The sequence below is a fragment of the Salmonella sp. SA14318 genome, assembly GCF_029866905.1.
Lineage (GTDB): Bacteria > Pseudomonadota > Gammaproteobacteria > Enterobacterales > Enterobacteriaceae > Salmonella > Salmonella enterica.
On the sequence record NZ_CP123282.1, the window covers coordinates 2,472,464 to 2,494,916 of the forward strand.

The 22,453-nt window shown below is 50.4% G+C and carries 26 protein-coding genes and 2 tRNA genes; 14 read left to right on the forward strand and 14 right to left on the reverse strand.

The window, feature by feature from the left end; translation table 11 throughout:
- Together QEN32_RS11820 and QEN32_RS11825 are read left to right on the forward strand one after the other, a co-directional pair.
- Entirely contained in the window at positions 1 to 861 is an 861-nt protein-coding gene (locus tag QEN32_RS11820) for an HlyD family secretion protein (protein WP_001538147.1), read from the forward strand.
- A complete protein-coding gene (locus QEN32_RS11825) occupies positions 861 to 2,900 on the forward strand; it encodes an FUSC family protein (RefSeq protein WP_061383131.1) in 2,040 nt (679 codons plus the stop codon). Before QEN32_RS11820 ends, QEN32_RS11825 begins: the two co-directional genes overlap by 1 nt.
- On the opposite strand, the gene sodC2 is transcribed toward QEN32_RS11825, so the two are convergent.
- The 3 genes from sodC2 to QEN32_RS11840 all read right to left on the reverse strand — a co-directional run bounded on the left by sodC2 (position 2,876) and on the right by QEN32_RS11840 (position 4,663).
- Positions 2,876 to 3,397: a superoxide dismutase [Cu-Zn] SodC2 gene (sodC2, locus tag QEN32_RS11830; RefSeq protein ID WP_000826820.1), complete on the reverse strand. Its 522-nt coding sequence runs from the start codon at positions 3,395 to 3,397 to the stop codon at positions 2,876 to 2,878. The two genes, QEN32_RS11825 and sodC2, sit on opposite strands and share 25 nt — an antisense overlap.
- 79 nt (positions 3,398 to 3,476) lie before the next feature.
- Entirely contained in the window at positions 3,477 to 4,373 is an 897-nt protein-coding gene (locus QEN32_RS11835; protein ID WP_023261830.1) for an aldo/keto reductase family oxidoreductase, read from the reverse strand.
- Positions 4,374 to 4,423: 50 nt separating this feature from the next.
- On the reverse strand, positions 4,424 to 4,663 hold the full coding sequence (locus tag QEN32_RS11840) for a DUF1289 domain-containing protein (protein ID WP_001538148.1): 240 nt from the start codon (positions 4,661 to 4,663) through the stop codon (positions 4,424 to 4,426).
- A gap of 102 nt (positions 4,664 to 4,765) precedes the next feature.
- Here QEN32_RS11840 and QEN32_RS11845 point away from each other — a divergent pair, with 102 nt between their 5' ends.
- The 4 genes from QEN32_RS11845 to rnt all read left to right on the forward strand — a co-directional run bounded on the left by QEN32_RS11845 (position 4,766) and on the right by rnt (position 7,745).
- Positions 4,766 to 5,365, forward strand: coding sequence for a TetR/AcrR family transcriptional regulator (locus QEN32_RS11845; protein ID WP_001041834.1), 600 nt, complete (start codon positions 4,766 to 4,768; stop codon positions 5,363 to 5,365).
- Positions 5,366 to 5,423: 58 nt separating this feature from the next.
- On the forward strand, positions 5,424 to 6,521 hold the full coding sequence (locus QEN32_RS11850; RefSeq protein WP_000092928.1) for an alkene reductase: 1,098 nt from the start codon (positions 5,424 to 5,426) through the stop codon (positions 6,519 to 6,521).
- 68 nt (positions 6,522 to 6,589) lie between these two features.
- On the forward strand, positions 6,590 to 6,997 hold the full coding sequence (gene gloA, locus QEN32_RS11855; protein WP_001237787.1) for a lactoylglutathione lyase: 408 nt from the start codon (positions 6,590 to 6,592) through the stop codon (positions 6,995 to 6,997).
- A gap of 100 nt (positions 6,998 to 7,097) precedes the next feature.
- Positions 7,098 to 7,745: a ribonuclease T gene (gene rnt / locus QEN32_RS11860; protein ID WP_001282267.1), complete on the forward strand. Its 648-nt coding sequence runs from the start codon at positions 7,098 to 7,100 to the stop codon at positions 7,743 to 7,745.
- Positions 7,746 to 7,822: 77 nt separating this feature from the next.
- Here rnt and grxD read toward each other — a convergent pair whose 3' ends face one another.
- Entirely contained in the window at positions 7,823 to 8,170 is a 348-nt protein-coding gene (gene grxD / locus QEN32_RS11865) for a monothiol glutaredoxin 4 (RefSeq protein WP_000108176.1), read from the reverse strand.
- A 334-nt stretch (positions 8,171 to 8,504) separates the two neighbouring features.
- On the opposite strand from grxD, the gene QEN32_RS11870 reads away from it, so the two are divergent.
- A complete protein-coding gene (locus tag QEN32_RS11870; protein ID WP_001520344.1) occupies positions 8,505 to 9,326 on the forward strand; it encodes a C40 family peptidase in 822 nt (273 codons plus the stop codon).
- Positions 9,327 to 9,452: 126 nt separating this feature from the next.
- Positions 9,453 to 10,034, forward strand: coding sequence for a superoxide dismutase [Fe] (gene sodB, locus QEN32_RS11875; RefSeq protein ID WP_000007294.1), 582 nt, complete (start codon positions 9,453 to 9,455; stop codon positions 10,032 to 10,034).
- 82 nt (positions 10,035 to 10,116) lie between these two features.
- Here sodB and QEN32_RS11880 read toward each other — a convergent pair whose 3' ends face one another.
- On the reverse strand, positions 10,117 to 10,206 hold the full coding sequence (locus tag QEN32_RS11880; protein WP_000102277.1) for a YnhF family membrane protein: 90 nt from the start codon (positions 10,204 to 10,206) through the stop codon (positions 10,117 to 10,119).
- Positions 10,207 to 10,501: 295 nt separating this feature from the next.
- Between QEN32_RS11880 and purR the strand changes: the two genes are divergently transcribed.
- Positions 10,502 to 11,527 (forward strand): HTH-type transcriptional repressor PurR, encoded by a 1,026-nt coding sequence (gene purR / locus QEN32_RS11885; RefSeq protein ID WP_000190992.1) that lies wholly within the window; start codon positions 10,502 to 10,504, stop codon positions 11,525 to 11,527.
- On the opposite strand, the gene punR is transcribed toward purR, so the two are convergent.
- The gene (gene punR / locus QEN32_RS11890; RefSeq protein ID WP_000269523.1) at positions 11,524 to 12,456 is read right to left on the reverse strand and encodes a DNA-binding transcriptional activator PunR; all 933 of its coding nucleotides are present in this window, start codon (positions 12,454 to 12,456) and stop codon (positions 11,524 to 11,526) included. The genes purR and punR overlap by 4 nt on opposite strands.
- Before the next feature lie 112 nt (positions 12,457 to 12,568).
- Here punR and punC point away from each other — a divergent pair, with 112 nt between their 5' ends.
- Together punC and cfa are read left to right on the forward strand one after the other, a co-directional pair.
- Positions 12,569 to 13,774 (forward strand): purine nucleoside transporter PunC, encoded by a 1,206-nt coding sequence (gene punC / locus QEN32_RS11895; protein ID WP_265322137.1) that lies wholly within the window; start codon positions 12,569 to 12,571, stop codon positions 13,772 to 13,774.
- A 289-nt stretch (positions 13,775 to 14,063) separates the two neighbouring features.
- Positions 14,064 to 15,212, forward strand: a complete 1,149-nt coding sequence (gene cfa / locus QEN32_RS11900) for a cyclopropane fatty acyl phospholipid synthase (RefSeq protein WP_000098879.1) — start codon at positions 14,064 to 14,066, stop codon at positions 15,210 to 15,212.
- A gap of 41 nt (positions 15,213 to 15,253) precedes the next feature.
- Here cfa and QEN32_RS11905 read toward each other — a convergent pair whose 3' ends face one another.
- Positions 15,254 to 15,895: a riboflavin synthase gene (locus tag QEN32_RS11905; protein ID WP_000493972.1), complete on the reverse strand. Its 642-nt coding sequence runs from the start codon at positions 15,893 to 15,895 to the stop codon at positions 15,254 to 15,256.
- Between the two features lie 216 nt (positions 15,896 to 16,111).
- Here QEN32_RS11905 and mdtK point away from each other — a divergent pair, with 216 nt between their 5' ends.
- The 3 genes from mdtK (at position 16,112) to QEN32_RS11920 (ending at position 17,800) form a co-directional block, all read left to right on the forward strand.
- On the forward strand, positions 16,112 to 17,485 hold the full coding sequence (gene mdtK / locus QEN32_RS11910; RefSeq protein WP_001175081.1) for a multidrug efflux MATE transporter MdtK: 1,374 nt from the start codon (positions 16,112 to 16,114) through the stop codon (positions 17,483 to 17,485).
- A gap of 151 nt (positions 17,486 to 17,636) precedes the next feature.
- Positions 17,637 to 17,713 (forward strand) — tRNA-Val (locus QEN32_RS11915).
- A gap of 10 nt (positions 17,714 to 17,723) precedes the next feature.
- Positions 17,724 to 17,800 (forward strand) — tRNA-Val (locus QEN32_RS11920).
- Between the two features lie 157 nt (positions 17,801 to 17,957).
- On the opposite strand, the gene ssaU is transcribed toward QEN32_RS11920, so the two are convergent.
- From ssaU to ssaO, 7 genes are all read right to left on the reverse strand, one after another.
- Positions 17,958 to 19,016, reverse strand: coding sequence for an SPI-2 type III secretion system apparatus protein SsaU (gene ssaU / locus QEN32_RS11925; RefSeq protein WP_001291715.1), 1,059 nt, complete (start codon positions 19,014 to 19,016; stop codon positions 17,958 to 17,960).
- Positions 19,013 to 19,792, reverse strand: a complete 780-nt coding sequence (ssaT, locus tag QEN32_RS11930) for an SPI-2 type III secretion system apparatus protein SsaT (protein ID WP_000068762.1) — start codon at positions 19,790 to 19,792, stop codon at positions 19,013 to 19,015. Before ssaT ends, ssaU begins: the two co-directional genes overlap by 4 nt.
- On the reverse strand, positions 19,793 to 20,059 hold the full coding sequence (gene ssas, locus QEN32_RS11935; protein WP_000999982.1) for an SPI-2 type III secretion system apparatus protein SsaS: 267 nt from the start codon (positions 20,057 to 20,059) through the stop codon (positions 19,793 to 19,795). It lies immediately after the preceding gene.
- Positions 20,056 to 20,703 (reverse strand): SPI-2 type III secretion system export apparatus protein SsaR, encoded by a 648-nt coding sequence (gene ssaR, locus QEN32_RS11940; protein ID WP_000056367.1) that lies wholly within the window; start codon positions 20,701 to 20,703, stop codon positions 20,056 to 20,058. Before ssaR ends, ssas begins: the two co-directional genes overlap by 4 nt.
- Before the next feature lie 67 nt (positions 20,704 to 20,770).
- Positions 20,771 to 21,739, reverse strand: coding sequence for an SPI-2 type III secretion system cytoplasmic ring protein SsaQ (gene ssaQ, locus QEN32_RS11945; protein WP_265322138.1), 969 nt, complete (start codon positions 21,737 to 21,739; stop codon positions 20,771 to 20,773).
- Positions 21,720 to 22,094, reverse strand: coding sequence for an SPI-2 type III secretion system apparatus protein SsaP (gene ssaP, locus QEN32_RS11950; RefSeq protein ID WP_265322139.1), 375 nt, complete (start codon positions 22,092 to 22,094; stop codon positions 21,720 to 21,722). The genes ssaQ and ssaP overlap by 20 nt, the downstream gene beginning before the upstream one ends.
- The gene (gene ssaO, locus QEN32_RS11955) at positions 22,075 to 22,452 is read right to left on the reverse strand and encodes an SPI-2 type III secretion system apparatus protein SsaO (RefSeq protein ID WP_010835184.1); all 378 of its coding nucleotides are present in this window, start codon (positions 22,450 to 22,452) and stop codon (positions 22,075 to 22,077) included. The genes ssaP and ssaO overlap by 20 nt, the downstream gene beginning before the upstream one ends.
- Position 22,453: the final 1 nt, after the last annotated feature.

Here is a 22,453-nt window from a genome sequence, read left to right on the forward strand (position 1 = left end):
ATGTCGTTAAAAACAATAAAATATTTTTCTACTCTCATTGTCGCCGTCGTCGCCGTTCTGGCCGCGTGGTGGTTATGGAATTACTATATGCAATCGCCTTGGACGCGCGATGGTAAAATCCGCGCGGAACAGGTCAGCGTAACGCCGCAGGTTTCTGGCAGCATTACCCAACTCAACATCAAAGATAATCAGTTCGTCAACGCCGGGGACGTTCTTTTTGTCATTGATAAAACGCCCTTCCATATTGCAGAACTTAACGCGCAGGCGCAGTTGGCCAAAGCGCAGTCCGATCTGGCAAAAGCGAATAATGAAGCCGATCGACGTCGACATTTATCGCGTAACTACATCTCTGCTGAAGATCTGGATAGCGCCAATCTGAATGTTAAAGCGATGCAGGCCAGCGTAGATGTCGCACTGGCGACGTTAAAACAGGCGCAGTGGCAGCTTAGCCAGACGGAAGTAAAAGCGCCGGTATCCGGCTGGGTGACCAACCTTTCCACGCGTACCGGTGATTATGCCAGTACCGGTAAGCCGCTTTTCGCCCTGGTAGATAGCCATTCATTTTATGTAATGGGATATTTCGAAGAAACCAAACTACGCCACATCCGCGAAGGTGAGCCTGCATTAATAACACTGTATAGTGGCAATGTTAAGTTACAGGGTCACGTTGGCAGTATCGGGCGCGCTATTTACGACCAAAGCGTGGAAAGTGACTCCGGTTTAGTGCCCGATATCAAACCCAACGTACCGTGGGTACGTCTGGCGCAACGCGTACCGGTACGTATCGAATTTGACGCTTTGCCGCAGGATATCACGCTCGTCTCCGGCACTACCTGCAGCGTAGCCATTGGACAGCGGTAATGAAACTCTCCCTGCCAGCCCTGCGAAATACGCCCTGGTTTAAAGCGACCTCCGGCCAGTGGCGTTACGCGTTGCGCAATACCATTGCCATGTGTCTCGCGCTGACATTCGCTTATTATCTCAATCTGGATGAGCCCTACTGGGCGATGACTTCGGCCGCAGTGGTGAGCTTTCCGACCGTAGGCGGCGTAATCAGTAAAAGTCTGGGGCGTATTGCCGGGAGTTTACTCGGCGCGACCGCCGCGTTGATTATTGCCGGCCATACGCTGAATGAACCCTGGTTGTTCTTATTTAGCATGGCCGCCTGGATCGGTTTTTGTACCTGGGCCTGCGCGCATTTTACCAATAATGTCGCTTATGCTTTCCAGTTGTCCGGCTACACGGCGGCGATCATCGCGTTCCCGATGGTTAATATTGTAGAAATCACGCAGTTGTGGGATATCGCCCAGGCACGTGTATGTGAAGTTATCGTCGGCATCCTCTGTGGCGGCATGATGATGATGATCCTACCCAGCACATCGGATGGCACTGCCCTGCTCACCGCGTTGAAAAACATGCATGCGCGCTTGCTGGAACATGCCAGTCTACTGTGGCAGCCGGAGACTACCGACGCTATCCGCTCCGCGCATGAGGGCGTGATTGGGCAAATCCTGACCATGAACCTGCTGCGTATTCAGGCCTTCTGGAGTCACTACCGTTTTCGCCGCCAGAATGCATTGCTAAATGCATTGTTACACCAGCAATTACGGCTAACCAGCGTGATCTCCAGTCTGCGTAGAATGCTTTTAAACTGGCCGACGCCGCCGGAAAACAGCCGCGAAGTTATTGAACAACTCTTAGCCGCGCTAGCGAAACCGCGCGCGGACAGCTACACCGTGGCGCGGATTATTGCGCCGCTACGCCCGCAGGATGAACAGGATTATCGTCACCTCGCGTTCTGGCAGCGATTACGCTATTTTTGCCACTTATATCTGCGCAGCAGCCGCCAGTTATATCTGATCGAAAGCGGCGCGCCGGTGGATCAAATCCATATCCGCCGCACTCCCGGCCTTGCGCGGCATACGGATAACGCAGAGGCCATCTGGAGCGGCGTGCGTACCTTTTGCACGCTCACGGTGATTGGCGCCTGGAGTATTGGCGCGCAATGGGAATCCGGGCCCGGCGCATTAACTCTGGCGGCGATCAGTTGCGTTCTCTACTCCATCGTCGCCACGCCGTTTAAGTCGCTCACCTTATTGATGCGTACTTTAGTGCTGCTGTCCTTATTCAGCTTCGTGGTGAAATTTGGCCTGATGGTGCAAATCACCGATCTGTGGCAATTCTTGCTTTTCCTTTTTCCGCTGTTCGTCACGATGCAACTGCTTAAACTGCAGATGCCTAAGCTGGCGGGACTGTGGGGGCAGCTTATCGTTTTTATGGGCTCATTCATCGCCGTGACCAATCCGCCGGTGTACGACTTCGCCGACTTCCTTAACGATAATACCGCCAAGATCGTCGGCGTCGCGATTTCCTGGCTGGCGTTTGCGATTTTGCGCCCCGGTTCCGATGCCGTAAAAAGCCGCCGCCATATCCGCGCGCTACGCCGGGATTTCGTCGATCAGCTTAGCCGTCACCCTTCCCATAGCGAAAGCGAGTTTGAGTCGCTGACCTATCATCACGTCAGTCAGCTCAGCAATAGCCAGGATGCGCTGGCGCGCCGGTGGTTATTACGTTGGGGAGTGGTACTGCTGAACTGCTCGCATGTGGTGTGGCAGCTGCGCGCCTGGGAGTCGCGTTCCGATCCGCTTTCCCGGGTGCGGGATATTTGTATATCCCTGCTGCGCGATGTGATGAGCGAGCGCGGCGTGCAGCAACGCCCGCTTGCCGTCACGCTACAGGAACTACAGCGTATCTGCGACACGCTCGCACATCATCATCAACCCGCCGCGCATGAGCTGGCGGCGATTATCTGGCGTTTACACTGTTCGCTGTCGCAGCTGGAACAGGCTCCAGCGCAGGGAACACTGTCTCCGGGTTATTTAATGACGCCGCAGGCGTAACGCATTCCGCCGCCGCCGAGCGGTTTCGGCTGATCGGACATGTTATCGCCGCCCACATGGATCATGAGCGCTTTATCTTTCACTTCATCAAGAGACTTCAGACGCGGCGCAGTAACCGGTTCGGTGGCGATACCATCATTATTAACGACTAACACCGGGAGGTCGCCCAGATGCCCCTGGCCTTCCGGTCCTTCATGCTTGCCGGTATTTTGTGGGTCCAGATGACCACCAGCGGCTTCTGCGGCAACCGCTTTGCCGTCTTTAATCGCGGGCTGGCAGCTACCGTTGGCATGAATGTGAAAACCATGCTCGCCCGGCGGCAACGCTTTAAGGTGTGGGGTAAATTTTAAGCCGCCTTCGGTTTCATCGATGACGACGGTGCCGATAGACTGTCCTACGCCTTGCGCCGTCACCAGGTTCATCTCTACTTTCTCGCTGGCGGCCTGCGCACCCGCACAGGCCAACAGCGTCACCATCGCTAAACTTAATCGCTTCATAAAACCTCCGTTACATGTGGTCGCCTGTTAAGTGTAAACCACTGGCGAAAACATGAACGGAAAGTCAACGAGTTGGCGATTACGGCACGTCATAACCCAGTGCCGCCTTGCGGATTCGGAACCACTGTTGACGCGACAATGACAGCGTTTCCGCTTCTAGTGCGGCGCGTACGCGTTCGATTTTACCCGAACCAATAATCGGCAGCGGCTGCGACGGCAAACGTAAAATCCAGGCATAGACCACCTGTTCAATAGAACTGGCGTTGAGTTCTTGCGCGATAACGGAAAGTTCCTGGCGCAACGGCTGATAAGCCTCATCATTAAACAGCCGACCGCCGCCAAGACATGACCAGGCCATCGGACGAATACGCAGTTGCTGTAATTGATCTAATGTGCCGTCCAGCAACAAAGGCTGGTGAACCGGCGAGATCTCCACCTGATTGGTCGCCAGGGTGAACGGCAGGCGCGATTGCAGCAACGTAAATTGCGCTGGCGTAAAATTAGAAACGCCAAAATGGCGCACTTTGCCGCTTTGATGCAGATGTTGAAACGCCTCGGCGACGTCATCCGCATCCATTAACGGATCGGGACGGTGAATTAACAACATATCCAGATAATCTGTCGCCAGATTTTTTAATGACTGTTCGGCGCTCAGAATAATATGGCGGCGATCGGTAATATAATGACCGAGCCTATTTTCCGCTCTGGCGGTGGTCGCAATACCGCATTTGGTAACGATTTGCAGTTTTTCCCGCAAATGCGGCGCCAGCGTTAGCGCCTCGCCAAACGCCGCTTCGCACTGATAACCGCCATAAATGTCCGCATGGTCAACGGTAGTGACGCCCAAATCCAGATGTTCTTCGATAAAACTCACTAACTGACGCGCGGACATACTCCAGTCCATCAAACGCCAGTAACCCATGACAAAACGCGAAAATTCCGGGCCTTGTGGAGCGATGGTGACACGCTGAACCATAACAGATTCCTCATAGAGAATAATGAGGTTGAGTATACGCAATTCCGCGTTTAAAAGAGTGAAGGTTGTTGAGGATCTTCCGATGGGAGAGGCTTATTTGCGCGTATTTTACGCAAGAAACGCTGGCGACAAAGCCGCAGTACATTTTGTTTCTCGGCATCGCTCATTTTTTGCCAGTTAAACCGTTCGTCGCGGCTGCGCATACATCCCCGACAAAAGCCACGCTCATCAGACTGGCAGATACCGCGACATGGGCTTGCTACAGGAAAAAACTCCAACTGCTCGGCCACATCCCCTCCTCAACGTTTGGCGCTTATGACTATTGAAGACGCTAACTGACATTATGGCAACTCTGCTTGCAGTAGACCGACTGGTCTACTATACTGCCTGCTATGAATAAGCAAACCGAACACCATACCCGCGAACATCTGCTGGCCACCGGCGAGCAGCTTTGTATGCAACGGGGTTTTACCGGCATGGGGCTTAGCGAGTTGCTCAAAACCGCCCAGGTGCCTAAAGGGTCGTTTTATCACTACTTTCGCTCGAAAGAAGCCTTCGGCGTCGCCATGCTTGAGCGACATTACGCCTGCTATCATCAGCGTCTTACGGCGCACTTCACCTCCGGTCCCGGTAATCATCGCGATCGTCTTCTCGCCTGGTATCAGGAAACGTTAAAGCAGTTTTGCCAGCAAGGCGCCATCAGCGGTTGCCTGACGGTGAAACTGTCAGCGGAAGTCTGCGATCTGTCAGAGGATATGCGCTCTACGATGGATAAAGGGGCGCAGGAGATCATGGCACTGCTTGCACGCGCGCTGGAAGATGGCCGTAATAGCCACTGTTTACATTTCACCGGCCAGCCGTTGCCACAGGCGCAGGTACTTTATGCCCTGTGGCTGGGCGCCAATTTGCAGGCCAAAATATCCCGTAGCGCCGCGCCGCTGGAAAATGCGTTGGCGCATGTTAAGACCATCATTGCAACGCCTGAGCAGTAACAGGCGTTTTTATTTCCTTTATTACAAGACGACCGGTCTACTTATATCAGGAGCCACTATGTCATCAGCAAAATTGTTTACCCCCCTCAAGGTGGGTGCCATCACGGCGACAAATCGCGTATTTATGGCGCCTTTGACGCGTTTGCGGAGTATTGAACCGGGCGACATTCCTACGCCGTTAATGGCGGAATATTACCGTCAACGCGCCAGCGCCGGATTGATCATCAGCGAAGCCACACAAATCTCCGCACAGGCGAAAGGCTATGCCGGCGCACCGGGATTACACAGCGATGAGCAGATCGCCGCCTGGAAAAAAATCACTCAGGGAGTCCATGCCCAGGGCGGCCATATGGCGGTGCAACTGTGGCATACGGGCCGTATTTCACACGCCAGCCTGCAACCAGGCGGACAAGCGCCCGTCGCGCCATCCGCTATCAATGCGGGAACCCGCACCTCTTTGCGTGACGAAAACGGTCAGGCCATCCGCGTAGAGACTTCCACGCCGCGCGCGCTGGATACTCACGAGATCCCCGGGATCGTCAACGATTTCCGCCAGGCTATCGCCAATGCCCGAGAGGCAGGCTTCGATCTGGTGGAGCTGCACTCCGCGCACGGTTATCTGCTGCACCAGTTCCTCTCACCGTCTTCTAATCACCGTACCGATCAGTACGGCGGCAGCGTAGAGAATCGCGCCCGTCTGGTGCTGGAGGTGGTTGATGCCGGCATTAAGGAATGGGGCGCGGACCGTATCGGCATCCGCCTTTCTCCTGTCGGCACTTTCCAGAATGTCGATAACGGCCCGAATGAAGAAGCTGACGCCCTTTATCTGATTGAAGCGTTAGGCAAACGCGGCATTGCTTATCTGCATATGTCTGAACCAGACTGGGCGGGCGGCGAACCGTACAGCGACGCGTTCCGTGAAAAAGTGCGCGCGCGTTTCCACGGTCCCATCATCGGCGCTGGCGCCTATACGCCAGAAAAAGCGGAAGATCTGATCGAAAAAGGGCTGATTGACGCCGTGGCGTTTGGTCGTGATTACATCGCGAACCCGGATCTGGTAGCGCGTCTGCAACGTAAAGCGGAACTTAATCCACAGCGTCCCGAAAGTTTTTATGGCGGCGGCGCGGAAGGCTACACTGACTACCCTACTCTGTAATTTCATTGATAGCGGCCTCACATCGCCGCTATACTTTGAATATCTTGACTATTTTAAGGACAACGAAAATGCGTTTATTGCATACTATGCTGCGCGTCGGCGATTTGCAGCGTTCCATCGCTTTTTACACTAACGTTCTGGGCATGAAATTGCTGCGTACCAGTGAGAATCCGGAATACAAATACTCGCTGGCCTTTGTGGGATATGGTCCGGAAACGGAAGAAGCGGTCATCGAACTAACTTATAACTGGGGCGTTGAGAGCTACGACATGGGCAATGCGTACGGGCATATCGCGCTGAGCGTTGACAATGCTGCTGAAGCCTGTGAACGCATTCGTCAGAACGGCGGCAACGTGACCCGTGAAGCGGGGCCGGTAAAAGGCGGTTCGACTATCATCGCCTTCGTTGAAGATCCGGATGGCTATAAAATCGAATTGATTGAAGCTAAAGACGCAGGCCGCGGTCTGGGTAACTGATCCCTCGCCGGGCGCAGGTCACTGCGCCCGTTGTTTTACTGCATCCCGGCGTAAAATTTGCCATAATACGCGCTGCATTTTTTCGTATTAAGAGACTCAGATGTCCGATAACGCTCAACTTTCCGGTCTGTGCGACCGTTTTCGTGGTTTTTATCCTGTCGTCATCGACGTTGAAACTGCAGGATTTAACGCTAAAACCGATGCGCTGCTCGAAATCGCCGCCATCACGCTGAAAATGGATGAACAAGGCTGGCTGATGCCGGACATGACGCTACATTTCCATGTGGAGCCGTTCGCTGGAGCCAACTTACAGCCGGAAGCGCTCGCGTTTAACGGTATCGATCCCTCTAACCCGCTACGCGGCGCGGTGAGTGAATATGAGGCGCTACACGCTATTTTCAAAATGGTGCGTAAAGGTATCAAAGACAGCGGTTGTAGCCGCGCCATTATGGTCGCGCATAACGCCACTTTTGATCACAGTTTTATGATGGCCGCCGCAGAGCGCGCCTCGCTGAAACGTAACCCGTTTCATCCATTCGTCACCTTTGATACTGCGGCATTGAGCGGACTGGCGCTGGGACAAACGGTGTTATCAAAAGCGTGCCTGGCGGCAGGTATGGAGTTTGACGGCGAAAAGGCCCATTCCGCTTTGTATGATACCGAGCGGACAGCGGTGCTGTTTTGTGAAATCGTCAATCGCTGGAAGCGCCTGGGCGGCTGGCCGTTACCTTTGCCGACGGACAAATAACGAGGCTAACAACGCCACTCTTGCTCACGATGGCAGTAAAAAAGCGACCTTTACAGGTCGCTTTCTCCTTTCACAGATTACTCTGCGTCCGGCTCCTGAGTTTTATATTTTGCCGCAGTTTCTTTAATAAGCTGCTGCAACTCACCACGCTGATACATTTCAATCACAATATCACACCCGCCGACCAGCTCGCCGTCCACCCACAGTTGTGGGAATGTCGGCCAGTTGGCGTATTTCGGTAATTCAGCGCGAATATCCGGGTTTTGCAGGATATCAACATAGGCAAAACGTTCCCCGCAGGCTGAAAGCGCCTGAACGGCCTGCGCAGAGAAACCACAGCTTGGCAGTTTCGGTGAACCTTTCATATACAGGAGAATCGGGTTTTCAGCGATCTGGCGCTGAATTTTTTCGATAGTGGTGCTCATTGTCTCGCTTCCTTAAACTACTTTTACGACCGAAGCCTGTCATTGTAACGGGTCAGGCTGGCAACGGAAAATAACATTTTCATCATGCCTTATTATTTTACCGTCTGCGGGAATAAGTTGTATACAAAATATCTTTTAAGCGGGTTGCCGCGCAGTGATTTGTAGATAACGCGTTCGTGTTTAGCATTAATTGCTATTTTTTTACATCTGTTAACGAAACACAGCTTCAGAAACCAAAAGCAATTACCAATCTGTGCTTTTGTAGATTAGAATTATCAGGTTTTGTAAATCATACGCAGGCATGAATCGCCTGCCTTTAACAGAGGATTGCTCAGTGGCGCGGATAAACAAAATCTCGATCACGCTCTGTGCTTTACTTTTTACTACTCTCCCCTTTACGCCAATGGCCCATGCTTCCAGGCAAGCCAAAGCGACGCCTGCTGTTTCTCATGTCACGAAAACGGCAGATAAAAAGAAAAGCACAACGAAAAAGATCAGTAAGACCAGCAAAAAAAACGTAAAAAAAACCTCAAAAACCAGCCGTTCTTCTTCCGCTTCTACGCCAAAACGTACCACCGCCTCCACGAAATCTCGTCATACGACGCATCGTCGTAACAGAACCGCGCCCACGTCAATCGCCGCCCTCGACGTAACGGAAAAATGCACGACGCGTAAAGGCCGTAAGCCGCACTGCGTGAAGGGGAAAGGAACATTGCCGGTCTCTATTGCCGATGCGCATCGTGCAAAAGTACAAAAAGCGACGAAAACCGCGATGTCCAAACTCATGAATCAGATTGGTAAACCGTATCACTGGGGAGGCGCGTCGCCGCGTACCGGTTTTGATTGCAGCGGTCTGGTTTATTATGCCTATAAAGATTTAGTGAAGATCCGTATCCCCCGAACGGCGAATGAGATGTATCACCTGCGTGACGCGGCGCCCATTGAGCGTAGCGAGTTGAAAAACGGCGATCTGGTGTTCTTCCGTACGCAGGGGCGCGGCACCGCCGATCACGTTGGCGTCTATGTCGGCAACGGTAAGTTTATTCAGTCCCCGCGCAGCGGTCAGGAAATTAAGATCACCTCACTGAACGAAGAATACTGGCAACGTCATTATGTCGGCGCCCGCCGGGTGATGACGCCTAAAACAATTCGCTAATATTTTATCCTGTCGTTTAACGACAGGATAACTTCTTCTTTTGCGCCACCTCTCAATTTGCTACCCTATCCTTACGCGCACCAGGGTTATTGTGCGTGCGCAATATTAATAATAAGGAGAGAAGCAATGTCGTTCGAATTACCTGCATTACCGTATGCCAAAGATGCTCTGGCGCCGCATATTTCTGCTGAGACGCTGGAATATCACTATGGCAAACATCATCAGACTTACGTGACCAATCTTAACAATTTGATCAAAGGCACGGCGTTTGAAGGCAAATCGCTGGAAGAGATCGTGCGCGCCTCCGAAGGCGGTATCTTTAATAACGCCGCTCAGGTGTGGAACCACACCTTCTACTGGAACTGCCTGGCGCCAAACGCCGGTGGCGAACCGACCGGGAAACTGGCTGATGCTATCGCGGCATCTTTTGGCAGCTTCGCGGAATTTAAAGCGCAGTTCACCGATGCCGCTATCAAAAACTTTGGTTCCGGATGGACATGGCTGGTAAAAAGCGCTGATGGCAAACTGGCTATCGTTTCTACCTCAAATGCCGGTACGCCGCTGACTACGGATGCAACGCCGTTGCTGACGGTTGATGTGTGGGAACACGCGTATTACATCGACTACCGCAACGCCCGTCCAAACTATCTGGAGCATTTCTGGGCGCTGGTTAACTGGGAATTTGTTGCGAAAAATCTCGCCGCATAAGTCTGAGTACGCAGAAGGTACGCCTTCTGCGTTTTAGAGAGGGATAGAATAGAGGAGACGCCCACCCTCAGAAGAGAGGAAATCAGTGCAGAGCGGCCGTTAATCCACCTGCGACAATCACGCCCAGAACAATCAGCGTAGTAATCAACGAAAATTTCAGGTCGGTACTCATCAAGTTTTCTCCTTTTTATTCCCACACAAAAAGTGATATAGCGCATTTTTGCACATTCCCGCACAAAAATCTCTCATGTTTTATATTGATAACTGTTTTTAACGCTTCCCCTTTTCCTCAAGATCAGACAAAATTCCAGGCTTACTGAATTAGCGTAACGGCCATTGACCCCTTCCTGACGTTCCGTGTCGTTTTTCCGGCGTGCCGCAACCCTGATGTTGCGATTAGGGTGTGTGTAGGCAAACGTTTACCTGGCGTTTCTCAGGAGCTTAGCGAGGGTCTGGAGTGAAATGTAATGGCAACAATTAAAGATGTAGCGAAACGAGCAAACGTTTCCACTACAACTGTATCACACGTAATCAACAAAACGCGTTTTGTCGCTGAAGAAACGCGTAACGCGGTCTGGGCGGCAATTAAAGAGCTGCACTACTCTCCCAGCGCCGTCGCGCGTAGCCTGAAGGTTAACCATACCAAGTCGATAGGCTTACTGGCGACCAGCAGCGAAGCGGCCTATTTTGCCGAAATTATCGAGGCGGTTGAAAAAAACTGTTTCCAGAAAGGCTATACGCTGATTTTAGGCAACGCCTGGAATAACCTGGAAAAACAGCGCGCCTACCTGTCCATGATGGCGCAAAAGCGCGTGGATGGCCTGCTGGTGATGTGTTCTGAGTATCCAGAACCTCTGCTTTCCATGCTGGAAGAGTATCGCCATATTCCGATGGTGGTGATGGACTGGGGTGAGGCGAAGGCCGATTTTACCGACACGGTGATTGATAACGCCTTTGCAGGCGGCTATATGGCGGGTCGTTATCTGGTTGAGCGCGGCCACCGGGATATCGGCGTTATTCCCGGCCCGCTGGAGCGCAACACCGGCGCGGGCCGGCTGGCAGGCTTCATGAAAGCCATGGAGGAGGCGCTGATCAACGTGCCGGACAACTGGATTGTTCAGGGCGACTTCGAGCCGGAATCCGGTTACCACGCGATGCAGCAAATCTTATCGCAGTCACATCGCCCTACCGCCGTTTTCTGCGGCGGCGATATTATGGCGATGGGCGCGCTTTGCGCGGCTGACGAAATGGGGCTTCGCGTACCGCAGGACGTTTCGGTGATCGGTTATGACAATGTGCGTAACGCCCGTTTCTTTACCCCGGCGCTGACGACGATTCACCAGCCCAAAGACTCTTTAGGTGAAACCGCATTTAATATGCTACTGGATCGCATCGTCAATAAGCGTGAAGAGTCACAGTCTATTGAAGTTCATCCACGCCTGGTTGAGCGTCGCTCGGTCGCTGACGGCCCGTTTCGCGACTATCGGCGTTAATCCCCGCTGTCGGGAGCCTCTTCTGGCTCCCGCAGCCACTCCCGATTCAACGTTTCGCTATCGCCCAAATAGTCCAGCAGCCATGCCAGCGCGGGCGAGGCCTCGTTTTGCTGCCACGTCACGCAACAGGCCGCATCGGGAAACGGATTCTCTAACGTCAGCGCCACCCATTTTCCGCTGTCTATCCACTGGCGGGCAAAATGCGTCGGCACCATTCCCACGCATAGTCCTGCCGACAGGCAGGTTGCCGATGACTCCCAGTCCGGTACGACGACCCTTTTTTGGTTATCCAGCAGCCAGGTAATCCGTTTCGGTAAGGTTCGCGAAGTGTCTTCCCTGACCAGCGACGGCCAGTTGCGCAGGGTATCATCGCTTAACGGCCCAGGCATCGACGCCAGCGGGTGATCGCTTGCCACTACGCAGCTCCAGCTCAGGGTCCCCATATCCCGAAAAGCGTAACGCCCCCCTACCGGAATCGCCTGCGTCGCCCCAATCGCCAGTTCGACACGCCCGTCGGAGAGCGCGTCCCAGACGCCGTTAAACACCTCCTGAAAAACCAGCAGTTCCACATCGTCAAAATGGCGATAGAAATCGACGATCATCTGCCGGGTACGTTCTGGTCTGACGATATTGTCCACCGCAATAGCTAACTGCCCACGCCAACCATTAGCAATTTGCTGACACTGTTGGCGAGTGATCTGCATTTTTTTGATAACAGAACGCCCTTCTTTTAAAAACCAGACGCCAGCAGGCGTCAGTTCAACATCACGGTGACGTCGTACAAAAAGCGGTACGGCCAGCCACTCCTCTAACTGACGAACGGTGTAACTGACTGCTGAAGGCACACGGTGCAGTTCCTGCGCCGCCGCGCTAAAACTGCCATTGCGCGCTACGGCGTCAACCACTTCAAGCGAGTATTCCGACCACATAATTTGCCTACAAAAATTTTGAATTCACTGGACAAATATTAACGTTTCACAACCGTAATTTCACTCCCTACACTCTGCGACAATGTCTGTCTGATAAGAAAGAGAAACAAATATGCAACCTGGAAAAGGTTTTTTAGTCTGGTTAGCCGGTCTTAGCGTGCTGGGATTTCTGGCTACGGACATGTACCTGCCCGCGTTTGCCGCCATACAGGCGGATTTACAAACGCCTGCCGCCGCTGTCAGCGCCAGCCTAAGCCTGTTTTTAGCTGGCTTTGCCGTCGCGCAACTCCTCTGGGGACCGCTATCGGATCGTTATGGCCGTAAACCGATTTTACTGCTGGGGTTATCTATCTTTGCGCTCGGAAGTCTGGGGATGCTGTGGGTAGAAAGCGCGGCAGCACTGCTGACGCTGCGCTTTGTGCAGGCCGTCGGCGTTTGTGCGGCAACGGTAATCTGGCAAGCGCTGGTGACCGATTATTATCCTTCGCAAAAAATTAACCGTATCTTCGCCACTATCATGCCACTGGTGGGATTATCCCCGGCGCTTGCGCCCTTACTGGGAAGCTGGATACTGACGCATTTCTCATGGCAGGCGATTTTCGCCACCCTGTTCGTGATTACGTTGTTGCTGATGTTGCCAGCGCTGCGCTTAAAACCATCGGTAAAAGCGCGTACCGAGGGACAGGATAAACTCACTTTCGCGACGTTGTTACGCTCTAAAACCTATCGCGGTAATGTGCTGATTTATGCCGCCTGTTCCGCCAGCTTTTTTGCGTGGCTAACAGGGTCGCCGTTTATTCTCAGCGCGATGGGTTACAGCCCGGCAGTGATTGGCCTGAGCTATGTTCCGCAAACCATCGCTTTTCTGATTGGCGGATATGGTTGCCGCGCGGCGCTACAAAAATGGCAGGGCTACCAATTGCTTCCGTGGCTGTTAGGGCTGTACGCGCTGAGCGTTATCGCCACCTGGGGAGCGGGCCTTCTGAATAATGCCTCACTGGTGGAGATCCTGATTCCTTTCTGCGTAATGGCGATTGCTAATGGCGCCATCTACCCTATCGTCGTCGCGCAAGCGTTACGCCCTTTCCCTCAAGCCACGGGGCGCGCTGCGGCGCTACAAAATACGCTGCAACTGGGGTTATGTTTCCTGGCAAGCCTGGTGGTTTCATGGCTCATCAGCACGCCGCTGCTGACCACCACCAGCGTAATGCTCTCTACCGTTGTTATGGCGGCGTTAGGCTATAAAATGCAGTCTCATGCAGAGTGCGCTGAGACTGGGTTTCCTCATGCCAATGTCGCCCACGACAAGTCTCACTAAAAGCTTGTTAACCGCTGGTAATTAGCACGCTAACAATTTTCGGTTGAATCATCAAAAATTGCGGCCTATACTGATTCACGGTTGTTTATATTACGATAATTATTAGGCATTAACGGGAACCGGAGCGTTCCCGATTCACCATGGATGGCCTTTTCGGCAAGGGTTCCTCCCTTCCTCTGTTCTACGTCGGATAACTGGCTCACGGAATTGCCCGTGGGATTTCTCACAAAGCCAAAAAAGCGTCTACGCTGTTTTAAGGTTCTGATCACCGTCCAGTGATGGAGAAGCTATGAGTTCATCGTGTATAGAAGAAGTCAGCGTACCGGATGATAACTGGTACCGAATCGCCAACGAATTGTTAAGTCGCGCGGATATTACAATTAATGGTTCCGCCCCGTCTGACATTCGTGTTAAGAATCCCGATTTTTTTAAACGCGTCCTTCAGGAAGGATCGTTGGGGTTAGGTGAGAGTTACATGGATGGCTGGTGGGAATGCGAGCGTCTGGATATTTTCTTCAGCAAAGTCTTACGTGCCGGTCTTGAAAATCAACTCCCCCACCATGTTAAAGATACGCTCCGCATCCTCGGCGCGCGTCTGATTAATCTACAAAGTAAAAAACGCGCCTGGATTGTCGGCAAGGAACATTACGATCTTGGTAATGACCTTTTTTCCCGTATGCTCGATCCCTATATGCAATATTCTTGCGCCTACTGGAAAGATGCCGATACGCTGGAAGCGGCACAGCAAGCCAAGCTGAAATTAATTTGCGAAAAGCTACAGCTACAACCGGGGATGCGTGTGCTGGATATCGGCTGCGGCTGGGGCGGCCTGTCGCAATATATGGCGACCCATTATGGCGTTAGCGTGGTGGGCGTAACGATCTCCGCTGAACAACAAAAAATGGCGCAGACGCGTTGCGAAGGTCTGGATGTCTCCATTCTCCTCGAAGATTATCGCGACCTTAACGATCAGTTTGACCGAATCGTCTCTGTCGGCATGTTCGAACATGTCGGGCCAAAAAACTACAACACCTATTTTGAGGTTGTTGACAGGAATTTAAAACCGGATGGTCTTTTCCTGCTCCATACTATTGGTTCTAAAAAAACCGATCATAATGTCGATCCGTGGATCAATAAGTATATTTTCCCCAACGGTTGTTTGCCGTCTGTTCGTCAAATCGCCGAGGCCAGCGAATCACACTTTGTAATGGAAGACTGGCATAACTTTGGCGCCGACTATGACACGACTCTGATGGCGTGGCATGAGCGCTTTATCAATGCCTGGCCAGAGATTGCGGGCAATTATAACGAGCGCTTTAAACGTATGTTCAGCTATTATCTCAACGCCTGCGCGGGTGCGTTTCGCGCGCGTGATATCCAGCTTTGGCAGGTGGTATTTACGCGCGGCGTTGAAAACGGTCTGCGCGTTCCTCGCTAATCATCGCCCCCGCATTTCATGCGGGGGAATCTTATTTTCCGTTAGCCAATGTCGGCCTGATTTCTGACCGCATTTTCTCGTGTAGCCAGTACGCGTTCTACGGTATCGACAACCGCCTGCGTTTGCGGATCGATCTCGATATTCACACGCTCACCCAGTTTTTTTCTGCCAAGCGTAGTACGCTCCAGCGTTTCCGGAATGAGATGCACGCAGAAGCGAGTTGGCGTTACCTCGCCGACGGTTAAACTGATGCCGTCGACGCCGATAAAGCCTTTGTACAGGATATACTTCATCAGGGACGCATCCTGTACTTTAAACCACACCTGATGGTTATTTTCTGAGGTCAGGATTTTCGCGATCTCTGCCGTCGTAATAATATGCCCCGACATCAGATGTCCACCGATTTCATCGCTGAATTTGGCGGCGCGCTCTACGTTGACCTCATCACCTACCCTCAACGCGCCCAGATTGGTGATGCGCAACGTTTCTTTCATCAGATCAAAGCTTATCTGGTTACCGTTTATTTCAGTCACCGTCAAACAGCATCCGTTATGCGCTACCGACGCCCCCGTCTCCAGCCCCTCCAGCATGTAGTCCGGTAACGTCACCACATGGGTGCGAAAGTTGGGTTTTTCATCAATCGATACCAGTTTCGCGGTACCCTGTACGATCCCCGTAAACATATCTTCAACTCCTGAAATAAATAAAAGCAGAACTGTTCAGCACAATAGCAGGTGGAAAAACAGCTTGCCAGCAATGCGCCGTTAACAACTGTTTTTTCGCTGGAGAAATAGTAATACCCCGCTACAATAGACTGAAATTTCCCCTGCTATTTCTTTTGGCTGCCACTACGGCGGCTTTTTAGTCTTTCATATAACAACAAAATAAAAGGTGAATACGTGCAGAAGTATACCAGTGAAGCGCGTCAGTTATTAGCGTTAGCGATACCGGTGATCCTTGCGCAAGTGGCACAGACCGCAATGGGATTCGTCGATACCGTCATGGCAGGAGGCTATAGCGCTACGGACATGGCTGCCGTCGCTATCGGCACCTCTATCTGGCTTCCCGCCATTTTGTTTGGTCACGGCTTACTGCTGGCCTTGACGCCTGTGATTGCGCAACTCAATGGCTCCGGCCGTCGTGAGCGTATCGCGCATCAGGTTCGACAAGGGTTCTGGCTGGCAGGCTTTGTCTCCGTGCTGGTGATGATCGTCCTGTGGAATGCCGGATACATTATCCGCTCTATGCATAATATTGATCCGGCGCTGGCCGATAAAGCCGTGGGTTATCTTCGCGCGCTGCTGTGGGGCGCGCCAGGATACCTTTTCTTTCAGGTAGCGCGAAACCAGTGCGAAGGTCTGGCCAAAACCAAACCGGGTATGGTGATGGGATTTTTGGGCCTGCTGGTGAATATTCCGGTGAACTATATTTTTATCTATGGCCATTTTGGTATGCCGGAACTCGGCGGTATCGGCTGCGGCGTTGCGACCGCGGCGGTCTATTGGGTGATGTTTATCGCCATGCTTTCTTACATTAAACACGCGCGTTCAATGCGTGATATTCGTAATGAAACAGGCTTTGGCAAACCCGATAGCGTCGTCATGAAGCGCCTGATTCAACTAGGGTTGCCGATTGCGCTGGCGCTGTTCTTTGAAGTGACGTTGTTTGCGGTCGTTGCGCTGCTGGTTTCGCCATTAGGTATTGTGGATGTCGCGGGTCATCAGATTGCGCTTAACTTTAGCTCGCTGATGTTCGTGCTGCCGATGTCGCTGGCTGCGGCGGTAACAATTCGAGTGGGTTATCGTCTGGGCCAGGGCTCAACGCTGGATGCGCAAACCGCAGCGCGTACCGGTTTAGGCGTCGGCATTTGTATGGCTGTGGTTACCGCGATCTTTACCGTGACTCTGCGTAAGCATATTGCTTTGCTCTACAATGACAACCCCGAGGTCGTGGCGCTTGCCGCACAATTAATGCTGCTCGCTGCGGTTTACCAGATTTCCGACTCTATACAGGTTATCGGCAGCGGTATTCTGCGCGGTTATAAAGATACGCGTTCCATCTTTTTTATCACCTTTACCGCCTACTGGGTGTTAGGTTTACCCAGCGGTTATATCCTGGCGTTAACGGATCTGGTGGTGGATCGTATGGGACCGGCAGGCTTCTGGATGGGGTTCATCATCGGCCTGACCTCGGCGGCGGTGTTAATGATGCTACGGATGCGCTATCTACAACGTCAGCCGTCCGCCATCATTTTGCAGCGCGCTGCGCGATAATACGACGATAGCCGTCGCATGGCGGCTATTTTCTCGACATGTTGCATATTTCCACCGCAATCAGGTGATTTCAGGAAGAAAATTGCGATTTCCCTCTTGCCTCATTGCAGTTGTGACGCTAATATTCGTCCCCGTTGTCACCTACAACGTTGCGTTCATAGCTCAGTTGGTTAGAGCACCACCTTGACATGGTGGGGGTCGTTGGTTCGAGTCCAATTGAACGCACCATCATTTTAATGCGTCTGTAGCTCAGTTGGTTAGAGCACCACCTTGACATGGTGGGGGTCGATGGTTCGAGTCCATTCAGACGCACCAATCCATTATCTTGTTTAATTTTATAATACGCTATCTGGTGCTTGTGCCAGACTAAAAGCGATTATTTTCAGTCTCTCACCTTTATCGTCAAGCGCTGCTCTATACGCTATTACCCTCTTAACCTTCGCAGTGGCCTGAAGAAGCATACCAAAGGCATTTATGGTGTTTCGGTAGAATGCGCATAATCTATCTTCATCACCATACGTAACAAGGCTGCAACGGGTTCAAATAACGTTTCAGGAATTTTATCTCCGCGTTCCACTTCAAAAAATAATGAGCGGGCCAGCTCAACATTTTCAACAACGGGGATGCAGTTGCGTTCAGCGATGTTAACAATATAGTTAGCTTGAGCATCACTGCCTTTTTCCAGGACGCGTGGTATTGGCATATCGGTGGGATGATAGCCAAGACAAACCGCAATATGCGTTGGATTACGCACTACCGCAACAGATTGTTTAACAGATTGAGCTAAACTCCCACTTTGTATTTCACTCTGCATTTCCCGACGCCGTGTCTTCATTTGAGGGTCGCCCTCCAGATCTTTATGCTCCTGTTTTACGTCATCTTTACTCATTTTTAGATCTTTTCTAATCTTATAATATTGAAAAGAATAGTCCAGTATGCCAACGACGATATAAAAAGCCATCACCCCTACCCATAACCATTTTATTAAAGAAGAAACCACAAGCACGCCACAGGCTAACCCACAGTACGGTAGCGCCCGAAAAGTACTGGCATAATAATAAAAGAAAAAGGCAAAGATAAGAGATAACATGATAACTTTCAGGCTGGATTTACATAATTCTACTACGCTATGTAAAGAGAATATCTGCTTAAAATTACTTACCGGATTTATGTGCTCGCTTTTAAAACCAATGGCCTTGCTGGCAATAACCACCCCCACCTGAAGAAACACGCTACCCACAGTAGCAACTATTACCCCAGCGCCCAGAAACAGCAGTGCAGAAGTCAATGACTCTATTAAAGCATGACTCAATTGCGTTAATGCATAAGAAAATGGTTTATTTACTAATTGTAATGTGAAAGTTATTGACTCAATCAGTATCAAAATCATCTTTTCAGTAAAGAAATGAAAATACAAATAAAGCGCAATCAGCTGAAATAATGATGTTATTTCGATACTTTTGACGACCTGCCCTTCCTTACGACCATCACGTAATTTCTTTTCTGTAGGCTGTTCTGTTTTCTCGCTCATACAGATGGGAACCAGTCTTTCAGATAAATATAAAACTTATCACTTTCAACCAAATAGTGATGAAGAGCATAAGGGAATGAGATCAGGAGCGTGAGTAGAACTAATATACTTTTGAGCGGCATTGAGAAGAAAAACACATTCAATTGTTGTGCCGACCGATTTAAAAGACCTAAAGCCAGATCGGCTAATACCATACATATTATGGCAGGAAGGGAGAAACTGATGCATAATTGATAAAGCGTTCTCCACTCTGCCTGGATATATTTTAAAAATTGCCGATCAAATAATAAAGTACGCCCTGGTGGTAAATATTGGTATGACTCATACAGAATGTTTAATATAAACTCCATACCGCCGCTTATAAAGAAAATAACACACAAGAACTGGCTGAAAAGCAAGCCAAAAAGTGAGGTTTCAGCTTCCATTGTAGAATTGAATATCGTACCCATTGTCGCGCCACGTAAAGTATCAAGCAGAAACCCCGCCATATCAACGGCCCAAAAGGGAACCGCCGCACAAAACCCAATTAAAAAACCAATAATCACCTCTCCGGTAACTAACCCTAACCAACTGTAATCTTTACCAATATGCATCATAATCTTCTGCTGGTAAATGATTGGTAATATGGGAAAGGTAAGTGACATTAGCACGCCATTACGTAAAAGTGCGGCCCCTAAACTGCCACTTTTTAATAAGGGAAGTAATAAAGAAAGGCTCAATGGTCGAATAAAAGCCACAGCCAATGCAATAAGCCACTCATTTACCTGTTGTGCCATTCAACCATGCTCTCCAATTCGTAACATTATCTGCCGGGTATAATTCAACAGGATACCGCTAAGCCATGGGTAGCTGACCATTAAGGTTATTGCAATTGCCAATAATTTAATCATGAACTGTAGCGTTTGGTCCTGTATTTGAGTCAAGGCCTGAACAAGGCTTACGATGACACCAACTACCGATGCCACCAACACCACCGGCATAGACGTAAAAAGGACGATCCATAAAAGTTGCGTTACAAATTGCGTCAATTCAGAATCATTCATGAAAAGCTCTGTACCAATTGCGCCAGTGTCAGATCCCAACCGCCTGCCAGTAAAAATATTAGCAGCTTAAACGGTAATGAAATGGTCATTGGCGACACCATCATCATTCCCATAGCCAGCAGTATATTTGAAATAAGCAGGTCAATAGCCAGAAAGGGAAGATAAATAAGTAATCCAATCCGAAATGCCTGCGTCAACTGACTCACCGTAAATGCCGGAATTAATATGAGCAAAGAATCAGGTTTTATCTTTCTTTTTATGTCTTCAGGCCAGGTTCGTTTTATCAAATTCCGAAAATAATTGGCTTCCTTCTCTTCAGAGTTTTTTTGCAAAAACTGTCGATAAGGCGCTAATGCTTTACTGTCCCACTCAGACGTCCAGAAAGGAGCGCCAGCGACCTGAACCGGATGCCAGCGCTCTTTTACAGCTAATAGCGTCGGCCCCATAATGAATAAGGAAAGTACAAGCGCAAGGCCATACAGTGCGATATTTGGGGGAACTTGTTGAATACCCAGAGCATTTCGTAAAATCGAAAATACCACCGCCAGTTTAAGGAAAGAAGTTCCCATGACGATAATGAGAGGCAGTATTGAAAGCAGAAACAATATACCAATCAGTTGCAAAGGCGAATCGGGTAAAGACATACTGTATCTCTCATGACACGACCTGGAACGCTATTATATTGTTCGCATATTATTTTTCTTATCAGGTTTACGCTGTATTTTTGGAAAGATACCAACGTGTAATACGCACCATAAATTCATTACCACAGGCAATCAACTCACCTTGCCCAATAATACGGTCATTTACTCTTATCGTCACCTCTGGCGCAAAACATCCCCCTACAGGCAAAACGTCCCCCGTTTTAAGTTGTCGTAATTGTCCAATTTCCAGACTCGCACGTCCGACCTCAAAGAGCACCTGTTGTGGTATCTGCTCAAGTTCGACTGAAGACGTTCCGTCACTCTTTGACATTGGGCTCCCTGACGCAAGTAGCGTTTCGATATCCTGGACTAATTCGTCAAATTTCATCGTGTTATCCTCTGTCAGCAACACCCTTGCGTAGATTCCCTCAGGTAGTTGAATAGCAAAAAAACCGAGTCTGATGTCGCCGAAGCAATGAATCCGAACGCCCATGCCGATTTCGATAGACTCAAGTTCAATTAATGTAAGCTGGCACCAGCCTGAATATACAGGGACTACCACAGGAGGGGCAGGATAAATCTGTTGACGCTCAGCAGAAAGCTCTCCGACTATATTGCGCAGAAAACCCGTTGGCCATGTAAAAATAATGCTATGGAACTCATGTTCTTCAACTGTCCATTTAATATGCAACGCTAGCTGATGTGGTAGATTACTGCAGGATGTTGGCGGTTCGTTCTGACAGAGGGTGGCATCACTGGCTTGCAATAACGGCGCCAGCCCCCATTCAGCTATTCCATATAGCAATTCAGGATCGATAACCGATCGATTAGCGGTGCCAATTAACCCTTCACACCAGCGCTGCCAGCATTGTTCTGCAATCCACACCCTACCCAGCTCATTATGATAATTTATGGTAAATAATGTCCCTTGCTGTACTGGATATTGTTGCATACTCAATGTCAGCTCACCAATGGTAGCGCCTTGCGTTGGAAGCATCTCCACCCACGGACGCTCTTCATTCGCTATTCTTAACATAAAATATCTCCAGGGAAATTATATACCCCATATGCAACAACTGAGACTCCAGCCACTGCTTTAGCGCTTTCATCGAACGGTAAATTTCATGATGAGGGACATTGACTCTTAACTGGATTAGCCCCCCTGATTCACATACTTCACACTCTACACCGTCAAGATAACCGCCACTAACACGATAACGTTGCGTGAAAACCACGTTCTTGTTCAATGCTACAGGAGGATTATTCTCACCAATGGGTAATGCCTGGTGCATGAGTTGTTCAAAGTCCATACGTTCCGCCTCCGCCTCGTTCTCATCCTGATAAGACTGGCATGGCAACCCAAGACTTCCCTCAACTTTGGTAATACGCATCGCTTAATACCATAGTAATTTTTTCTTTCTTTTTCATAAGCGCATTAAAATTCTTCTGTAATTCGCTTCGCCGGGAGACAAGCTGCTGATACTGATTCTCTAACTGCTGCCGTTGCGTCAAAAAGCTCTGCGCCTGAGTGAATAACCCGGCCATTTGTTGTTTCTTATCCAACAATAAATGACAAGATAACGTACCTTGCCAGCCCATTAATTCTTTCAGTCTGGTAGACACTGCTAAAGCGCGCGTCTGGCAAATCTGCTGTTCAGTAATAATCGCCTGTTGCTGCTGATCAAGTACGGTAAGTTTGCCGCGTAATTGCGTTTCACGCCGCGCGATTATCTCCAGCAAAGTTTCCATG